The organism is Arthrobacter sp. ISL-65, from assembly GCF_018613795.1.
Lineage (GTDB): Bacteria > Actinomycetota > Actinomycetes > Actinomycetales > Micrococcaceae > Arthrobacter.
Map to the genome: position 1 here is coordinate 55,395 of NZ_JAGGPN010000034.1, position 17,502 is coordinate 72,896.

Sequence of the window (17,502 nt, forward strand, 5' to 3'; positions counted from 1 at the left end):
CGCATGGCTAGGCTGGGAGCATGATCACAGTCTCGGGCACTGTCAGTTCTTCCCTGCCGGCGCGGACTGCGTTCGCCTACCTGTCCGCCTTCGAACACACCAGTGAGTGGGACCCGGGCACGGCGGTGATGGACAGGCTGACTGAAGGGTCCGTCGCCGTCGGCCACCGCTACCATGCCGAGGCACTGTTCCGGAACAAGCGCCAGCCCATCGAGTATGAGGTCATTGAACTGTTCGACAACCACATTAAGCTCCGGGGCGAACACCGGAACCTCGTGGCCTTTGACTCGATTGACGTACGGTCGCTCAGCTCCGGTTCCGAGATCTTGTACACGGCCCAGTTCAGCATCAACTGGCCCTACAAGCTGCTGCAGCCGTTCCTCAAGCCGCAGTTCATGAAGCTGCGTGATCCGGCCCTGAACGGGCTTCGGCAGAAACTCGAGTCGCTTTAACCGTCCCAGCCGTAATTGAGCACAGGAGGGCTCCATGAGCAGCCAGAACCCCGACCCCCTTGAAGACCACATCACCGGGTTGGAACCGGGCGGTGGAGTGCCGCCGGGTGAAACACCGCCCGCTGAAGCCTCCACCGGCGGACCGCAGGGACACGACGAGGGCGGACCGCCGCGGGGTACCCAGGTGGCGGTGCTGATTGTGATCGGAATCGTGGTGCTGCTGTGCCTGCTGTTCTTCGTCGGCTACATCGTCGGCCTGCTCTAGGCGGGCCGCGGTAGTCGGTAGCGGGTCAGGTTCCGCAGGTCAGTCAGTCCAGTCGAAGAACCCCTTGCCGGTCTTGCGGCCCAGTTCGCCGCGGGCCACCTTGTCCCGGAGGATCTGCGGCGGAGCGAAGCGCTCCCCCAGCGTGGAGTGCAGGTACTCGGCGATGCCCAGGCGGACGTCCAGGCCCACAATGTCGGTGGTTTTCAGCGGGCCGGTGGGGTGCTTGTAGCCGAGCACCATGGCGGCGTCAATGTCCTCCGCGGAGGCCACCCCTTCTTCCACCATGCGCATCGCCTCCAGCGCAATCGCCACGCCGAGCCGTGAGGACGCGAACCCCGGGGCGTCATTGACGACGACGGCGGTCTTGCCCAGCGCTTCCGTCCAGCCTTTCGCTTCGGCCGCCAGCTCGGGTGACGTCTCCTTGGCCACCACCACCTCGATCAGGGTGGAGGCGGGCACGGGATTAAAGAAGTGCAGGCCCACGAAGTTGGCTGGCCGCTGCAGCTGGGCGGCGAGGTCGGTGACCGAGAGCGACGACGTGTTCGAGGCCAGGAACGCTCCGGGGGGAAGCTGTTCCTCGACGGCCTTCAGTGCGCTGACCTTCAGCTCGAAATCCTCCGGGACCGCTTCCACCACGAGGCCGCAGCCGGCGAAGGCCGAGTAGTCGGTGGACGTGCTGAACCGCGCCAGGACATCCTCCGGGGCTCCGTCCAGGACGCCGCGGGCAGCGGACTTGGCCACGGCGTCGGCGACCCGGGTGCGGGCGCCGGCGGCAGCATCGCCGTCGCGCTCCACCACCACCACGGTGGCGCCCTTGATGAGGAAGGCGTGGGCGATTCCGGCGCCCATCCGGCCGCCGCCGAGGACTCCGACGTGTTGGGGAAAGGCGGTCATGGCTTGGTCCCGTCTGTGTTGTTCTTTTGGTTGTTCTTCCTGTCCAGGAAAGCCTGCATCCGGTCGAACTTGGCCTGAGACTCGAAGAGGATTCCCTGCGCCAGCTGGTCGATCAGCGGGTGCGCCTCGGCCGGTGCATGGAACACCGACTTGGTGATCCGGACGGCCAGCGGGTCCTGGCGGGCAATGCGGTCGGCCAGCCGGTGGGCGGCGTCCATGAGCTCGGCAGCCTCGTGGAGTTCGGTGACCAGGTTGACGGCGAGGGCCTCCTCTGCCTTCAGCACCCGTCCGGCCAGCAGGATTTCCTTGGCCACCGGCTCCCCTACCAGCTCCTTCAGCCGCCAGCTGGCGCCTGCAGCGGCCAGGATGCCGAGGCCGGTTTCCGGGTTGCCGATCCGCACCGCCGGGGTGCCGATCCGGAAGTCGGCAGCGTACGCCAGTTCAGCCCCTCCGCCCAGGCAGTATCCGTCCAGCGCGGCGATCACCGGCATGGGCAGCTTGGCGATCCGCACAAAGATGGTGGAGTTGATGCCCTGCAGCGCGTCGTCGCGGCGCCGTTCCCGCAGCTGGGCGATGTCCGCGCCCGAGGCAAAGACGCCCTCAGTGCCGGCGATGATGAGGACCTTGGGGTCCTTCTCCAGCGCGGCGCACACGGCATGGAGCTCGTCCACCATCTGCTGGTCAATCGCGTTCCGGACGTCCGGGCGGTTGAGGAGCACCACCACGCGGTCCCCGCGCTCTTCGACCAGGAGGGTGCTGAATTGCAGGGTGCTCAAGTGTCCGTTCGCGCTGTCCTGGCCCGTACTGTCCTGGCCCGGCACTACACGCGCTCCAGCAGCATGGCCGTTCCCTGGCCCACGCCGATGCACATGGTGGCCAGGCCGATCCGCGCGTCTTCGCGCTCCATCCGGCCCAGCAGCGTGATGGCGATGCGGGAGCCGCTGGAACCCAGCGGGTGCCCCAAAGCGATCGCGCCGCCGTCGTTGTTCACAATGTCAGGGTCCAGCCCAAGGCGCCGCATGCTCGCAAGGGACTGGGTGGCAAACGCCTCGTTAAGTTCGACCGCGCCAAGGTCACCGACGCTGAGCCCGCTGCGCTTGAGCACCTTCTGCGTCGCCGGAACCGGGCCGATGCCCATGATTTCGGGCTCGCAGCCGGCGGACGCGCCGTCGATGATGCGGGCGCGGGGCGTGAGGCCCAGCCGCTGGATTGCGGCCTCAGAGGCCACGATGATCGCGGAAGCGCCGTCGTTGAGGGAGGACGAGTTGCCGGCGGTGACCACCGAGCCGCCCGGAACCACAGGGCGGAGGCCGGACAGCACGTCCAGGCTGGTGCCTGCGCGGGGCCCCTCGTCCGTGTCCACCACCGTCTCGGTCTTCCGGGTCTTGACCGTCACCGAGACGATTTCGTCCTTGAAGCGGCCCGCCTCGATGGCCGCGAGTGCCTTTCCGTGGGAGCGGACGGCAAAGGCGTCGGCGTCCTCGCGGGAAATGCCATCCATGCGGCCCACTTCCTCGGCGGTTTCCGGCATGGAGAACGTCATCTTGCCGTCGCGCGACAGCTCGCCCTTCTTGAACAGCGGGTTCACGAAGCGCCAGCCGATGGAGGTGTCGAAGATGTCGCCGGGCTTCGCGAACGCCGCCTGCGGCTTCTCCTGGACCCAGGGCGCGCGGCTCATGGACTCCACGCCGCCGGCCACCACGATGTCCGCGGCCCCGGACTTGATCATCTGGCTGGCCATGATGATGGCGCTCAGGCCCGAGGCGCAGAGCCGGTTCACGGTGATGCCGGGAATGTGCAGCGGGAGCCCGGCGAGGATGGTGGCCATGCGCGCCACGTTGCGGTTCTCCTCGCCCGCGCCGTTGGCGTTGCCGAGGATGACCTCGTCGATCGCGTCCGGATCCATACCTGCCCGGGCCACGGCCTCGCGGACCACCAGCGCGGCGAGATCATCGGGCCGGACCGCCGAAAGCGCTCCGCCGTATCGTCCCACCGGGGTGCGGGCACCGCCAACCAGAAAAGCCTGGACCATGAGAACATCCTTTTCGCAGAAGCTGGGCCGGAAGCGAATAAATTACCGACCGTTCGTTCTATAAAGATTACACGGTGCGGGCAGCCGGTCAACGGGACCGGAGTTTTTGTCCACTTGTCGCGACCTAACGTGCCTCGAAGTCGTGACAAGTGGACAAAAAATCTTCCTTCGTGGGCCGGGCTCGTCAGGCCACGACAACGCCCAGGTGGGCCGCCAGGAGTGGAGCCAGGAGTCCCAGCTGGTACTCGTCAATCACAACGCCGGCCAGGCTGCCCAGGCCGCTGATGCTCCGGAAGTCCGTGCCGCGCAGGTCGAAGTCCTTCAGCTTGGCGCCAGCCAGGTCCAGGCTTCCGATAGTGCAGTTTTTCAGCGCCACCCGGGCGGCGGTTGCGGAACCCAGGTCCAGTTCGCTGATGATGCAGTCACTGATCTGCACGTCCGCCAGCCGGGAGCCCCGCAGATTCAGGTAGTCCAGCTTGCCGCCGTCGATCCGCACCGACTGCCAGCCGCTCTCGTAGAGCTCCGCCGACCCCCACCTGGGGTTGCTGATGACGACGTCGTGCATGGTGGACCGGGCCAGGTTCAGCACGGGGGCAAAGGCCTCCTCGATGACGCAGTCCCGGAAGGTGGCACCGCGCAGCTGGGCTTCGTTGAAGGAGACGCCGGCGAATTGGCATTCGGCGAACGTGATGCCGCTGAGCTCCAGCCCGTCGGCGGCGGCGCGCGTGTACCGCATGCCGTCGTACCGCTCGGCACGCCTGAAGTCCGGCTCATCGTCGTCCCGGAGGCCCTCCAGCCGGACCGGTGCCAGCCTCGGTGGGGTAATCTTCGACGCCGCATCCTGCCGGGGTTTCCCCGGGGACCTTCCCGCCACTACAGCTGCTCCGCTTTCGCGGCAATTTCGGCGAGGTCCTTCGCCAGGGCCTTTCGCGTCATGCGCATGCCCATCCGTCCGAACAGGGCGAGCATCAGCCGGCTGAGCACGGTGGGCCTGAGAACCTCCGCGCCGAAGGTCAGGGTCAGGCCGGTCCCGCCGCTCCGCTCTTCCAGCGTGAACCGGAAGGTGTAGTCCGCTCCGCCCTGCAGCGCCTTGACTGTTGTGCTGCGTGCCGGATCTGCCTGGGACACCCACATTTCCACGGTTTCGCGCCGGCCCATCATGGACCTCGTCTCCTTCCAGCGGGTCCCTTCGCCGTACGGCCCCTCGCTGACCATCTGGATGGACTCGACGCCGGAAAGCGTGGCGGCCGACCCCGGAATGTCCGAGATCACCTGCCAGACTCTCTCCGGAGGGGCGTTCACGTGCTGACTCAGGCTGATGCTGTGATCCATCCTTCGAGCCTAGCCGCGGGGCCGACATTTTTGGTCCGCAGCGCACCCCCTCCGTGCCGCACCTCCCGGGAGCCCCGCACCACGCAACCCTCTGGCCTCAACACAAAATGCCCGCCAGGGCTTGAAATAGTAAGCATGCTTCGTGTTAGGCTGAAGCGGCTTTGTCAGATCAACCGGTAACGGAAGGTGGTTCCCACCATGGGCATCGGAGACAAGATCCAGAACGCTGCAGCGGACTTCGGCGGTAAGGCGAAGGAAGCAGCAGGCAACGCGACGGACAATGACGGCCTGAAGGCAGAGGGCCAGAAGGACCAGGTGGTCGCCGACGCCAAGAAGGTCGGCGAAGACGTTAAGGACGAATTCAAGCGGGATTAGTACATCCCGCGCAACGGTGACGCCGGACTCCCTTGGGGGGAGCCCGGCGTCACCGTTTTTTGCATGACGGCCAGGCTGAAGCCCCGCAAAGACGGCCCATGCAACACTCCGGCCCGTGCAAGACTGGGCGCATGACGCACGTAGACCTGAGCGGGACAGGCACTGCCGCCGTTGGATCCAAGAACCTGCGCGGCTACCTCGCCACCCCCACCGGCACGGGCCCCTTTCCCGGCGTCGTGATGATCCACGAGGTGTTCGGCCTCAGCGACCAGATCCGGCGCCACGCCGATCGGCTGGCTGCGGCCGGCTACCTCACGCTCGCCGTGGACCTCTACAGCGACGGCGGCCCCCGCCGCTGCCTGGTCGGCACCGTGAAATCCATGATGACGGGCGAAGGGCGGGTTTTTGCCGACATCGCTGCCGCGCGGTCCTGGCTTCAGGCATCGGCCCTCTCCAACGGCCGCACGGGCGTCATCGGCTTCTGCATGGGCGGAGGGTTCGCGCTGTTGGCGGCCAACGACGGCTTCGACGCGGCTTCAGTGAACTACGGCCGCCTCCCCCGCGACCTTGAGCCGGCCCTCCGGGGCGCCTGCCCGATGGTCGCGAACTATGGCGCGCAGGACCGCACCCTGCGGGACGCCGCGGCCAGGCTGGAATCCGCCCTGGCTGCGGTGGGAGTTGCACACGACGTCAAGGAGTTCCCGACGGCGGGGCACTCGTTCCTGAACGACCAGGAGGAAGGCCCTCGGGCACTGCGGCCGCTGGCGCGGGTGATGGGGATTGGCCCGGATCCGGCCGCTGCCCCGGAGGCATGGCGCCGGATCGAGGACCACTTCGCCCGGTATCTAAAGGACTAGCCCCTCTGCGCGAACGGACACTTGAGGCCCCAGAATCGAGGGCCACAAGTGTCCGTTCGCGCTTCCCCCAAGAAACGACGACGGCGAGCGCCTCCGAAAAGGAGGGCCCGCCGTCGTGTTAAGACAGGCTAGCTGAAGAGTTCGCTCTTCGGCTCGTTGTTCTTGACCTTCTGCCAGCCGAGCCACAGAACCAGGGCGAAGAACGGAACGGTGGCAAGGGTCCACAGGCCGAGGTGGAAGACTTCGCCGGTCTTGCTGGTCATGGTGTCGAAGCCGATCAGCACCGTAATCGCGAGCAGGCCCACGAGCCCGGCCCAGCTGGTCCAGGGCGAACCCGGCATCGGCAGGCTGGAAACCTGGCCCTTGCGGTGCCGCAGCGCGATCTGGCTAGCGAAGATGGCGCCCCACGTGAAGATGACGCCGATGGACGCGGTGTTGAGCGCGAGGTCGAACGCGTGCGAGCCGCCCAGCCAGATGTTGAGCAGGATGCCCACCAGGTAGAACGCGGCGATGGCCAGGATCGCGGCGTACGGGACGTGGCGCTTGGACATCCGGGTGAGCCACTGCGGGGCATGCCCGTTGTTGGCCATGGTGCGGAACACGCGGCCGATCGAGTAGAGCCCCGAGTTACAGGAGGACAGGGCGGCGGTGATGACGATCATGTTCATCACGTCGCCTACCCAGCCCAGGCCCATCTGGCCGAACACGGTGACGAACGGTGAGGTGCCGGCCTTGTACTGGTCGGACGGGAGAAGCATGGCCAGCAGGGTGACGGAACCGACGTAGAACACCACAATGCGGAGCACGACGGCGCGGATCGCCCTGGGCACTTCGCGTTCCGGATTCTGCATCTCGCCGGCGGTGATGCCGACGAGCTCGATGCCGTTGTACGCGAAGATAACCGCATTCAGGACCAGGACCATCACCAGGGCGCCCTTGGGGAACAACCCGCCGTCGGCCGCGAAGAGGTTGGCGACCGAGGCGTGGCCGTCGCCGACCCTGGCGTTGGTGACCACCATGAAGGTGCCCACTGCCAGGAAGATCAGGATAGCTCCCACTTTCAGGCAGGACGCCCAAAACTCGAATTCGCCGAACGCCTTGACGCTGAGCAGGTTCACCGCCACCAGCAGGGCCAGCGCGGCGATGGCGGAGGCTTCCACCGGCACGTTCGGGAAGAAGAACTGGAAGTAGAGGCCGATCGCGATGAGTTCCGCGATCCCGGTCATGCCCCAGTTGATGAAGTACATCCAGCCGGACAGGTAGGCGCCCTTCTTGCCGAACAATTCGCCGGAGTAGCTGACGAAGGAGCCGGAGGTCTGGCGGTACATGATGAGTTCACCGAGGGCGCGCATCAGCAGGTAGGCGATGACGCCGGCGATGGCGTAGGAGAAAATCAGCGCGGGACCGGTGGAGGCCAGGCGGCCGCCCGCGCCCATGAAGAGGCCGACGCCGATGGCGCCGCCCATGGCGATCATGGTGACGTGGCGCCGGCCCAGGGTCTTCTTGTAGCCCTCGGCGCTGAGGGTCGAGTCGACGGCGGCGGATGGAGCCGTCGGGCTCATAAGTTCTGTTGGGGTACTTTGAGGCACAACTGTTCCTTGTAGGTCGGGGGTTGCCTTGGATAGGGCACTGCCGGTTCCGGAACCTGGAGATTTTGTACAGATAATTCGACTTCAGGACCCTCTTGAGGACCATGTGTGTACAAAAACTCGTGAAGCATCGAAGGTTCGCACGGCCTATCCATCGTACAAGATCCCCGGAGCGCTGCGTGACGGGGACAACATTCCCAGCCGGAACGGGGCGCCGGGTACGTCGCGAGCGGCGCTACCGGCACGTCCTCAGATCAGGGCTCGAGCCGCCTGCGCAAGAGGCAGAACTCGTTGCCCTCAGGGTCGGCCAGGACGTGCCACTGCTCGTCGCCGGTTTGCCCGACGTCGGCGGGACGGGCGCCGAGGCCGAGCAACCGTTCCAGCTCGGCGTCCTGGTCCCGGTCGACCGGGTTGACGTCGATGTGCAGCGGGAGCTTTCCGGTCCGCGGGTCGCTGCTGGGACTCAGGATGATGGTGGGTTGCAGGCCCCCGAACCCGGCGTCGGGCGGGCCGATCTCGATCGCACCGTCCTCCCGGTCGAGTTCGACGTAGCCGAGGACTCCGCTCCAGAACCGCGCGAGCAGTTCGGGGTCGGCGCAGTTGAGGACCAGTTCGCTGATACGGCAAGCCATGAAGTCCAGTGTACGGAGACGCCCGGTGGGAAGGCAGCACATATTCGGACCCCCTGGCGTCGTCTCTAATTCGAATGGAGAAAAGCCTCCCGGCCGGGCGCTGTTGCGGCTACTGTGAGCACCATGGCCGGGGATCCGTTCCCGGCCATGGCACCGCACCGTCTCATGCGGGCGCCGGCACTTGCGCCATTTGTTCAGGGGGAACTATGAGAAAGAGAGTTCTACTGCTGCCTGCTGCATTGCTGCTGGCAGCCTCGGGGTGTTCCAGCGGGGGCACTGGCCCCTCCGGACCGAGCCCCAGCGCATCACCCACCAGTACGACGGCGGTGTCCCAGCCGCCGTCGGAATCCTCACCACCCACTACGGCCCCTTCCCTCCCCACCGATGTGTCCACATCGCTGAACGCCATCGACGCCCTGCAGGAGCATACCTGCGCGGCCGGTGCGGACGGTCAGTGGACGTTCAAGGGAACCCTGGTCAACTCCTCGGACAAAGCCAAGACCTACACCGTGGCCATCGCGGTCACCGTCGGTGCGGCAGTCCAGGGCCACACCCTGATCACGGAAACCGTCCAGGCAGGGAAATCGGCTGAGGTTTCTGCAGAGAACTTCGCCAAGACCACGGGCCAGGCCGGCACGTGCGAACCGGTTGTTTCGGTGGAGGATGCTTCGTGAAAAAACCAATACTTGCGGCTGCCCTGCTCCTGAGCCTGGTGGCCGGGTCCCTTGCGTCCTCGCCAGCCCTCGCGGTCGATTCCACGCCTCCCCAGCCTGCCCAGGCAACGGAAACTGCAGATGCTTCCACGGCAGGTGCGCAAACACCTGGCACGGGCACGGCGACGCCAAGTCCCAGCGCGACCACCGCGGAATCGCCTCAGCCGGCAGAGTCCGTTGCTCCCGCGCCGTCAGAGCCGGCCCTGCCATTCGTGGCACCTTCGCCGTCCGTGACGCCCTCGCCCGCAGTTACTCACGCGCCGTCTGTGACGCCCTCACCCGCGGTCACGCCGGCGCCTGCTCCCGTCGTCGTCAAGGGCGCGATCGGCGTGAAATGGCAGGCCATGAGGGGCGCTGCCGGGGTCCTCGGCGCGCCTGTGGCGAACGAAGTGTGCGGCGCGGGCCTTTGCGGCCAGACGTTCAAAGGCGGAACGATGTACTGGACCGCTGCCACCGGGGCCCACCCCGTGCTCCTGACAGCAGGACACACCGGCCCCTACTGGTACGCCAACGGCCGGGGCAAAGTGTTCGGCTACCCAGTCACGGACGAAGTGGCGGTTCCGGGAGGAACTGTTCAAAAGATGTCCACCGGCAGGCTCATCACTTGGTCGGGCAATGGCGCGTACCAAGTCTGGCTGCGGGGAGCGATCGGAAGTCACTGGAACACCCTCGGAGCAGTGAGTGCCCTTGGCCTGCCTCAGTCCAGGGAGACCTGTGGCCAGCGGAACGGCGGCTGCTACCAAAAGTTTGCCAAGGGCTACATCTACTGGAGTCCCGCGAGCGGTGCGCGGGCGGTGCGTCCGGGAAACTATGCCAAATGGGTAGGCGTGGGTGGATTGCCCGGTGCACTGGGGTACCCCGTGAGCAGCGAAACCTGTGGCCAGCCGGCCGGGGGTTGTATCCAGCGGTTTCAGGGCGGAGCCATCTATTGGTCTGCGGGAAGCGGCAACTGGGTCACTAAGGGCGGCATCGGCGCGCGCTACGCCGCAGCCGGTTCAACCCGAAGCGGGCTGGGTTATCCCACGGCCAACGAAAAATGCATCCCGGGACAATGCATCCAGTCATTCCAGTCGGGCTACATCGGCTGGTCGACGACCGGAGGCACCCGCATCTATTCCATGACCGAATGTGCCAAGCTGAACAACGGCCGGTCCAGGTACTCCACGTACGGCGCCAACCGGGTCCTGCTCACGTTCACCCAGGGCTACAGGCAGGCCTACGCGACAAATGTTTACTGCGTCCGGGTGGCAGGGCTCTATGTTGCGGACTGGAAGACGGACGGCTACGTGGGAGCCTCCGGCTTCAAGGCGCCGGGAGTGCCCTCTGGCCCCACCCGCAACCTGTACTCACCCACCGGGTCCTACTCGGTAACCGAGGCATTCGGCCTGGGCAACCCGGGGACGCAACTCCCCTACCGCACGCTCAACCCCCGCTCCCGCTGGGGCGGCAACCCGTGGACCGCGACGTACAACAAGTACTTCGAGTCCTCGTCCTGGGTGGGCTGGGACGAGAACATGTGGTACTTCGCCACACGCGCCTCGCATGACTACCGTCAGGGCGTGGTCATCAACTACAACCGTCCCAACATCGTGCAGGACGCCGGCTTCGCCATCTTCCTGCACATGAACAAGGTCCCGACGGCGGGCTGCATCTCGCTGGATGACTGGGCCGTGGTGGATTACATCAAGAAGTCACGGCCGGGCGACCGGATCATCATGGGAACCTACGGCGCCCTGTTCCGGTAGCCACTCTTCGTAGGAGCAGGAAACCCAGGCGGTTCGAAAACCCAGGCCCAGCGGCATACCCGCCGGGCCTGGGTTTTTTGGGCGGCGGGCGGAGGTTCAGGCGGGCAGTGCCACCTTTTCCAGCGTGCCCTCCGCCATCGTGTACCTGAACCACGTGCCCGGCGTACCTTCGCCGGCCGGGCCACGGGACCTGTCCGCGCAGCGGTCGAACCACTCGCCCAGGGCCCGGTCATGGCTGACCATCACAACCGTTCCGCTGAAGTCCGCGAGCGCCGATTCCAGTTCCTCCACGAGCACGGGGGCCAGGTGGTTGGTGGGCTCGTCGAGGAGCATGACCTCGTTATGGCCCAGCAGGAGCCGGGCGAGCGACAGCCTGCGCTGCTGGCCGGCGGAAAGGGCACCCACCGGAACATGGAACTCACTGGTGCGGAACAGGCCCAGCCGCAGCAGCGCCTCGGCGTGGTCGTCGATGTTCCCGCCCAGCCCGGCAGCAAAGGCCGGCAGCAGCCGCAGGGATGGATGCTCGGGCAGCTCCAGCTCCTGCTGCAGATAGCCGATCCGGCCGTGGCGCACCACCTGGCCCCCGGGCGGCTCGAGGGTGCCGGCCAGAACGGAGAGCAGCGTGGACTTCCCGGCGCCGTTGGGACCGGTGATGAGGATTTTCTGCCCGCGCTCCACACGGAACTCGGGCACGTCCAGCCGGCCGGGCACCTGCGTATTGCGGGCGTGCAGGACCCGGTCGGCCGCGTCCCGGGGTTCACCGTCCAGGTCCGGCCCGGCGCCGTCCGGCCCGGCCCCGTCCAGCCCGGCGTCGAGCTTCAGGCGTTCAGGTGGGCGCTCCACGGGGTTGTCCTCCAGGCGGCGCAGTCGCTCCTGGGCATTGCGGACCTTGCTGGCAGCGGCACGCTCCCACGTTCCCGTCTTGAAGTCGAAGCCCGCTTTGTCGTTGTCCCGTCGGCGCGCATAGCCCATCCGGTTAGCCACCGTGTCCGCCTGCCGCTGTTCCGAGGCCATGGCGTCGAGCCAGCCGTGGTACTGCTGTACCCAGCGCTGGCGTTCGGCCCGCTTCTCCTTCAGGTAGCCGTCGTAGCCGTTGCCGTAGCGGTTCACGGTGCGGCGCTCAGCGTCCACCTCGATCACGGCTGCGGCGACCTTCCGCAGGAGCACGCGGTCGTGGGAGACCACCACCACTGCGCCGCGGTGTGCCGCGAGGCGGCCCTCGAGCCAGGCAGTGCCGGCGGCGTCCAGGTGGTTTGTGGGCTCATCCAGGAGCAGGATGTCCGCAGGATCGGCCAGCAAGCAGGCCAGCGCGACGCGCTCCTGCTCCCCGCCTGACAGCGACCCCAGTGCCCGACCACGGTCCACCCCGCCCAGGCCCAGCCGGTCCAATGCCGCCTTCACACGGGATTCCGCGGCGTAGCCCTCGCGCAGCTGGTACTGGGTCTGCAGGTTCCCGTACGCCTCGAGTTCGTTAGGCCCGGCCGCCGCCAGACCGTCCTCCAGCCGTTCCAGCTCGGCTTCCATCTCCCGGAGTGCGAGGAGCGCATTGTTGATCGCGTCGGCCACGGTCAGCCGGGCGGGTAGCCCTGACGTCTGCGCCAGGTACCCCACCCGGCCGTGCCGCTGGACCGTGCCGTCTCCCGGCGTCTCGATTCCCGCCAGGATCCGCAGCAGGGTGGACTTGCCCGCACCGTTCTCGCCCACGACGGCGGCGTGCTCTCCGGCCGAGATCACCAGGTCGACGCCGGAGAAGAGTTCGCGGTCCCCGTAGCCGTGGGAGACGCCGGACAGGTGAAGCTGTTCAGTTCGGGCATTTGATTCAGTCATGGGAAGTCCTCGCAGTCCAATGTGCGGCCCCGGAGCTTGTTCACGATCCTCAGGGCTTTATCTATGGCCTTGTCAGCGCCGGACGTCCGCCGGCAGATCGCGGGTCGGCAGAATATGGTCGACAGATCCGGGTGACGGATACAGGCCGGGACATGGTCGACGCCGGGCGATGCCGGCGTCGCGGTCTAGGACTTCATGGGTCAAGCCTGCCCGCCGCCCGGCGGCCCCGTCAAGGTTCGCGCAGGCGCTGGCGCACTACGCTGAAAGCGCGGACGGACAGTTGTGGCCCCAACTGACCGTTCCTGCGGGGCCTTAACTGTCCGTTCGCGCCGGCGGTGGCGCACTACGCTGGAACCATGGTGAACACCAGACGCATGCTCCCAACTCCGCGGCCGGATCTCTACCGGTTTTCGCCGCTGGACCTCACCGCCGTTGGGCTTTATGTCGCCGTCGCGGCCTTCTTCGCGCTGGCCGGGGAATTGATCCTGCCGCTGCTGCGCCAACTGGCCCCGACGCCGGCCGTCGCGTCCTATGGCGTGAACCTCCTCTTCTACGGCTGCGTCGGCGCCCTGGCGCTCCTTGCCGCCCACGGGGTGGTGTCCCGGGACCTCAAAGTGCTTGCCACCCGGCCCTGGTTCACGTTGGCGATGGTGCCGTTGGCCGTCGTCGCCATGATGATTGTCACCGCGATCCTGGTGGCCGTGGGCGGTACCACCGAGACGTCCGCCAACCAGGCCGGGCTGCAGGCGCTCATGCGGCAGGTGCCGGCCTGGCTCATGGTTCCGCTGATCGTCGTGGTGGGCCCGTTCGTCGAGGAGTACGTGTTCCGGCACCTGCTGATCGGGAAACTAAGCCGGCGGGTCAACATCTGGATCTGCTGCGGGCTGTCCGTGATCCTCTTCGCCGCCCTGCACATCGTGGGCCAGGAAGCGCTCACCCTCCCCGCCCTCATGCCGTATCTGGCCATGGGCGCCACGCTGGTGTTTGTCTATGTGTGGACCGGAAGGAACCTGATGTTTTCCTACTTCGTCCATGCCACCAAGAACCTGCTCGCTGTGGTCTTCCTGTACACCATCCCGCCGGAACTCCTGGACCAGCTGCAGCGGTCCCAGAGCTAGAATCGCACTGTCCCCTATCCCGGGGCAGCGCCGCCGTCGTAGCTTGGTGCCATGGGACTCAACATTCAGATCGCCATCGACTGCAAGCACCCGCATGACCTCGCCGACTGGTGGGCCGAAACGCTGGAGTGGTCAGTGGAGCCGCAGGATGAGGGCTTCATCCGGTCCATGATCAGCCAGGGCTTCGCGACGGAAGACCAGACCATGGCGCACAACGGCAAGCTCGTGTGGAAGGACGGCGCGGCGATCCGGCCCACCGAGGAACTCGACACCAAGGCACCCGCCCGGCGCCTGCTGTTCCAGACCGTGCCCGAGCAGAAGACCATCAAGAATCGGGTGCACTGGGACGTCAGGCTCGACGGCCGGGACAAGGACGACGCCCGCGCCGAGCTTGAGGCCCGCGGCGCCACCTTCCTCTGGACTGCCAGCCAGGGGCCCCACGAATGGCACACCATGGCGGACCCCGAGGGCAACGAGTTCTGCATCAGCTAAGCCGATTACTAGACTTGGACGGTGAGCAACGAATTCCCCGCCAAGGTATCCGACGTCTTTGACCCGTCCCGCTGGCGCACCGTGTCCGGCTTTGACGACTTCCAGGACCTGACCTACCACCGGCAGGTGGAGCGGTCCGACGACGGCACCGTGGCACGCGATCTGCCCACCGTCCGCATCGCGTTCGACCGGCCGGAGGTCCGCAACGCCTTCCGCCCGGGGACCGTGGACGAGCTGTACCGCGCCATGGACCACGCTCGGATGACGCCGGACGTGGCTACCGTGCTGCTCACCGGCAACGGCCCCTCCCCCAAGGACGGCGGGCACTCGTTCTGCTCCGGCGGCGACCAGCGGATCCGGGGACGGGACGGCTACCGCTATGCCGGCGGCGAGACCCAGGAAACCATCGACCCGGCCCGCGCCGGGCGCCTCCACATTCTGGAAGTCCAGCGGCTCATGCGGACCATGCCGAAGGTGGTCATCGCCGTCGTCAACGGCTGGGCCGCCGGCGGCGGGCACTCGCTGCACGTGGTCTCCGACCTGACCATCGCTTCGCGCCAGTTCGGAAAGTTCAAGCAGACGGACGCCACTGTGGGCAGTTTCGACGCCGGCTACGGCTCGGCGCTGCTGGCCCGTCAGATCGGCCAGAAGGCCGCCCGGGAGATCTTCTTCCTTGCCCGTGAATATTCCGCCGAGGACATGGTGCGGATGGGCGCCGTGAACGAGGCCGTTGACCACGAACGCCTCGAGGAGGTGGCGCTGGAATACGCCGCGGACATCGCCCGGCAGTCCCCGCAGGCCATCCGGATGCTCAAGTTCGCCTTCAATCTTGCCGACGACGGCCTGGCCGGGCAGCAGGTGTTCGCCGGCGAGGCCACCCGGCTGGCGTACATGACGGACGAGGCCGTGGAGGGCAAGGAAGCCTTCCTGCAAAAGCGCGACCCCGACTGGTCCCGGTTCCCGTACTACTTCTAAGCCCGCACTCGTCGGAAGGCACCCCATGTTCCGCAGGACCGCGCATCCAAGGCGCACGAAGTGAATATCGAGCCGGCCCTCAAGGCGCTGGCGGCCGCCCTCCACGGTGAGGGTCCCGCCGTCGAACTCTCCGCCGGCCCGGACGGCGAGCCGGTGGTGACGCCGGTCCCGACCCCCGGGTTCGAGGACGCCGTGGCCGTGGTGCGCACGTCAGGGTCCACCGGGACGCCCAAGGCGACGGTCCTGACGGTGGATGCGCTGGCGGCGTCGTCGATGGCCACCGCCTTCGCGCTCAAGGGCGAGGGGCAGTGGCTGCTGGCCCTGCCGCTGCAGTACGTGGCGGGCGTACAGGTGCTGGTCCGGTCACTGTTCGCCGGCACCAGGCCCTGGGCCATGGACCTGTCCGAGGGCTTCACGGCCGAGGGCTTCACCGCGGCCGCGCTGGAGCTGACGGACAACATCCGCTTCACGTCGCTGGTGCCCACGCAGCTGCAGCGCCTGCTCGCCAGCCCGTCGGCGGACACGCTCGCCGTGCTGCGCCGCTTCAACGGCATCCTGCTCGGCGGTGCCCCGGCCTCTGCCCAGCTCCTGAAGTCGGCCCGCGACGCCGGCCTCCGCGTGGTCACCACCTACGGGGCGGCGGAAACCTGCGGCGGCTGCGTCTACGATGGCTATCCGCTCGAGGGCGTGGCCCTTCGGCTCGCCGAAGACGGCCGGATCCACCTGGGCGGGGCCACCCTCGCGGCCGGGTACCTGGGCGCGCCGCGGCAGACCGCCGAGGCTTTCGTAGAGGAGGATGGCGGCCGCTGGTACCGGACCAACGACCTCGGCACCCTCGATGCCGATGGCCGGCTCACCGTACTGGGCCGCGCCGATGACGCCATCATCACCGGCGGCGTCAAGGTCTCCGCCGCGCATGTGCAGGCGGAGCTGGAAAAGTCCGACGGCGTGACCGCGGCTTTTGTTGCCGGCGTCGAGTCCGCAAAATGGGGCCAGGCCGTGGCGGCCTATGTGGCCGTCGCCGGGACCGCCTCCGGGGCCGATGGCGCTGGACGGGATGGCGCCGCGTGGGCTGAGGAATGGCACCGCACGCTGGGGCTGCTGGCCCCCAAGACCGTCCTTCCGGCCGGTGAGCTGATCATGCTGCCCAACGGCAAGCCGGACCGGCTGGCCATGATTGAACGGCTCAACGCGCTCCATCAGGGAAAATAGAGTAGTCCTGCCGCGCTGCTGCGGCTTCCGTGCCCAGCGCGCGCCCATGTTTTTTTGAACGTTTCACCGACCCAACGCGAGGTACTTACCGTGGCAACAGCCGCACAATGGATCCAAGGCGCCCGGCTCCGCACGCTGCCGGCCGCGATCGCCCCTATCCTGATCGGCTCGGCGGCGGCCTACGAGATGGCTTCCTTCCGACCGCTCAATGCGGTTCTGGCGGCCCTCGTGGCGCTGCTGCTGCAGGTCGGCGTCAACTACGCCAACGATTACTCGGACGGGATCCGCGGAACGGACGAGAACCGGGTGGGGCCGTTGCGTCTGGTCGGTTCCGGTGCCGCCCGCCCCGAGCACGTGAAGTATGCTGCGTTCGGCGCCTTCGGCCTTGCGATGCTCGTCGGCCTGGTACTGGTCATCATCACCCAGACCTGGTGGCTGCTGCTGGTGGGCGTGGGCTGCGTGATGGCGGCTTGGGGCTACACCGGCGGAAAGAACCCGTACGGCTATATGGGCCTGGGCGACGTCTTCGTGTTTGTCTTCTTCGGGCTCGTGGCCACCCTAGGCACCACGTACACCCAGGCCGGGCAGATCGGCCTGCCTGCCGTGATTGGCGCCATCGGCACGGGACTCATCGCCTGCGCCCTGCTCATGGCCAACAACGTGCGTGACATCCCGTCGGACATCCAGGCCGGGAAGAAAACCCTTGCCGTGCGGCTGGGCGACAAGCACGCCCGCGAAAGCTACGTGCTGATGCTGGCCGTGGCCATTCTGCTCGTGGTGATCCTTGCACCCACGCGGCCCTGGATGCTGATTGTGTTGCTCCTGATCCCGGCCTGCCTGATGCCGGCCTGGCTGATGATCAACGGGCGGAAGCGCAAGAGCCTCATCCCGGTCCTGAAGCAGACGGGCCTCATCAACCTCGGCTACGCGGTGCTGTTCGCATTGGGACTCGTGCTGAGCAGTGGGCTGTAAGCCTAGGCGCCTCGCTTTAG

General features: G+C 67.0%; 19 protein-coding genes. 11 read left to right on the forward strand and 8 right to left on the reverse strand.

From position 1 onward, the window contains the following. Nucleotides 1–20 precede the first annotated feature (20 nt). Both J7I85_RS14310 and J7I85_RS14315 read left to right on the forward strand, forming a co-directional pair. A complete protein-coding gene (locus J7I85_RS14310; protein WP_214852728.1) occupies nt 21–452 on the forward strand; it encodes an SRPBCC family protein in 432 nt (143 codons plus the stop codon). A gap of 34 nt (nt 453–486) precedes the next feature. After that, on the forward strand, nt 487–717 hold the full coding sequence (locus tag J7I85_RS14315) for a DUF6480 family protein (RefSeq protein WP_214852730.1): 231 nt from the start codon (nt 487–489) through the stop codon (nt 715–717). 39 nt (nt 718–756) lie between these two features. On the opposite strand, the gene J7I85_RS14320 is transcribed toward J7I85_RS14315, so the two are convergent. The 5 genes from J7I85_RS14320 to J7I85_RS14340 form a co-directional block, all read right to left on the reverse strand. Next, the gene (locus J7I85_RS14320; RefSeq protein ID WP_214852731.1) at nt 757–1,611 is read right to left on the reverse strand and encodes a 3-hydroxyacyl-CoA dehydrogenase family protein; all 855 of its coding nucleotides are present in this window, start codon (nt 1,609–1,611) and stop codon (nt 757–759) included. After that, entirely contained in the window at nt 1,608–2,387 is a 780-nt protein-coding gene (locus tag J7I85_RS14325; RefSeq protein ID WP_214852732.1) for an enoyl-CoA hydratase/isomerase family protein, read from the reverse strand. Before J7I85_RS14325 ends, J7I85_RS14320 begins: the two co-directional genes overlap by 4 nt. A 44-nt stretch (nt 2,388–2,431) precedes the next feature. After that, a complete protein-coding gene (locus J7I85_RS14330; protein ID WP_214852733.1) occupies nt 2,432–3,643 on the reverse strand; it encodes a thiolase family protein in 1,212 nt (403 codons plus the stop codon). 184 nt (nt 3,644–3,827) lie between these two features. Next, nucleotides 3,828–4,517, reverse strand: coding sequence for a pentapeptide repeat-containing protein (locus J7I85_RS14335; protein ID WP_214852736.1), 690 nt, complete (start codon nt 4,515–4,517; stop codon nt 3,828–3,830). Next, the gene (locus J7I85_RS14340) at nt 4,517–4,975 is read right to left on the reverse strand and encodes an SRPBCC family protein (RefSeq protein WP_214852739.1); all 459 of its coding nucleotides are present in this window, start codon (nt 4,973–4,975) and stop codon (nt 4,517–4,519) included. The genes J7I85_RS14335 and J7I85_RS14340 overlap by 1 nt, the downstream gene beginning before the upstream one ends. 198 nt (nt 4,976–5,173) lie before the next feature. Between J7I85_RS14340 and J7I85_RS14345 the strand changes: the two genes are divergently transcribed. Both J7I85_RS14345 and J7I85_RS14350 read left to right on the forward strand, forming a co-directional pair. Continuing rightward, nucleotides 5,174–5,350 carry a CsbD family protein gene (locus J7I85_RS14345; RefSeq protein ID WP_214852742.1) on the forward strand — a complete coding sequence of 59 codons (177 nt, stop codon included), beginning with the start codon at nt 5,174–5,176 and terminating at the stop codon, nt 5,348–5,350. 131 nt (nt 5,351–5,481) lie between these two features. Beyond that, nucleotides 5,482–6,207 (forward strand): dienelactone hydrolase family protein, encoded by a 726-nt coding sequence (locus tag J7I85_RS14350; RefSeq protein ID WP_214852745.1) that lies wholly within the window; start codon nt 5,482–5,484, stop codon nt 6,205–6,207. Nucleotides 6,208–6,335: 128 nt separating this feature from the next. Here the strand turns inward: J7I85_RS14350 and J7I85_RS14355 are convergent, their stop codons facing one another. Further along, the gene (locus J7I85_RS14355; protein ID WP_214852746.1) at nt 6,336–7,796 is read right to left on the reverse strand and encodes an amino acid permease; all 1,461 of its coding nucleotides are present in this window, start codon (nt 7,794–7,796) and stop codon (nt 6,336–6,338) included. 254 nt (nt 7,797–8,050) lie between these two features. Next, the gene (locus J7I85_RS14360; protein WP_214852747.1) at nt 8,051–8,428 is read right to left on the reverse strand and encodes a VOC family protein; all 378 of its coding nucleotides are present in this window, start codon (nt 8,426–8,428) and stop codon (nt 8,051–8,053) included. Between the two features lie 206 nt (nt 8,429–8,634). On the opposite strand from J7I85_RS14360, the gene J7I85_RS14365 reads away from it, so the two are divergent. Together J7I85_RS14365 and J7I85_RS14370 are read left to right on the forward strand one after the other, a co-directional pair. Next, nucleotides 8,635–9,102 carry a hypothetical protein gene (locus J7I85_RS14365; RefSeq protein WP_214852748.1) on the forward strand — a complete coding sequence of 156 codons (468 nt, stop codon included), beginning with the start codon at nt 8,635–8,637 and terminating at the stop codon, nt 9,100–9,102. Continuing rightward, complete coding sequence (locus tag J7I85_RS14370; RefSeq protein WP_214852749.1) at nt 9,099–10,886, forward strand: hypothetical protein; 1,788 nt, start codon at nt 9,099–9,101, stop codon at nt 10,884–10,886. The genes J7I85_RS14365 and J7I85_RS14370 overlap by 4 nt, the downstream gene beginning before the upstream one ends. Before the next feature lie 96 nt (nt 10,887–10,982). Here the strand turns inward: J7I85_RS14370 and J7I85_RS14375 are convergent, their stop codons facing one another. Next, nucleotides 10,983–12,713, reverse strand: a complete 1,731-nt coding sequence (locus tag J7I85_RS14375; RefSeq protein ID WP_214852750.1) for an ABC-F family ATP-binding cassette domain-containing protein — start codon at nt 12,711–12,713, stop codon at nt 10,983–10,985. A gap of 356 nt (nt 12,714–13,069) precedes the next feature. Between J7I85_RS14375 and J7I85_RS14380 the strand changes: the two genes are divergently transcribed. The 5 genes from J7I85_RS14380 to J7I85_RS14400 all read left to right on the forward strand — a co-directional run bounded on the left by J7I85_RS14380 (nt 13,070) and on the right by J7I85_RS14400 (nt 17,482). Then, the gene (locus J7I85_RS14380) at nt 13,070–13,831 is read left to right on the forward strand and encodes a CPBP family intramembrane glutamic endopeptidase (protein WP_251024358.1); all 762 of its coding nucleotides are present in this window, start codon (nt 13,070–13,072) and stop codon (nt 13,829–13,831) included. A 51-nt stretch (nt 13,832–13,882) separates the two neighbouring features. Beyond that, nucleotides 13,883–14,323, forward strand: coding sequence for a VOC family protein (locus tag J7I85_RS14385; protein ID WP_214852751.1), 441 nt, complete (start codon nt 13,883–13,885; stop codon nt 14,321–14,323). Nucleotides 14,324–14,344: 21 nt separating this feature from the next. Next, nucleotides 14,345–15,298: a 1,4-dihydroxy-2-naphthoyl-CoA synthase gene (locus J7I85_RS14390; protein WP_214852752.1), complete on the forward strand. Its 954-nt coding sequence runs from the start codon at nt 14,345–14,347 to the stop codon at nt 15,296–15,298. Between the two features lie 60 nt (nt 15,299–15,358). Continuing rightward, entirely contained in the window at nt 15,359–16,510 is a 1,152-nt protein-coding gene (locus J7I85_RS14395) for an AMP-binding protein (protein ID WP_214852754.1), read from the forward strand. 90 nt (nt 16,511–16,600) lie between these two features. Then, complete coding sequence (locus J7I85_RS14400) at nt 16,601–17,482, forward strand: 1,4-dihydroxy-2-naphthoate polyprenyltransferase (protein ID WP_214852756.1); 882 nt, start codon at nt 16,601–16,603, stop codon at nt 17,480–17,482. The last annotated feature ends 20 nt before the right edge of the window (nt 17,483–17,502 follow it).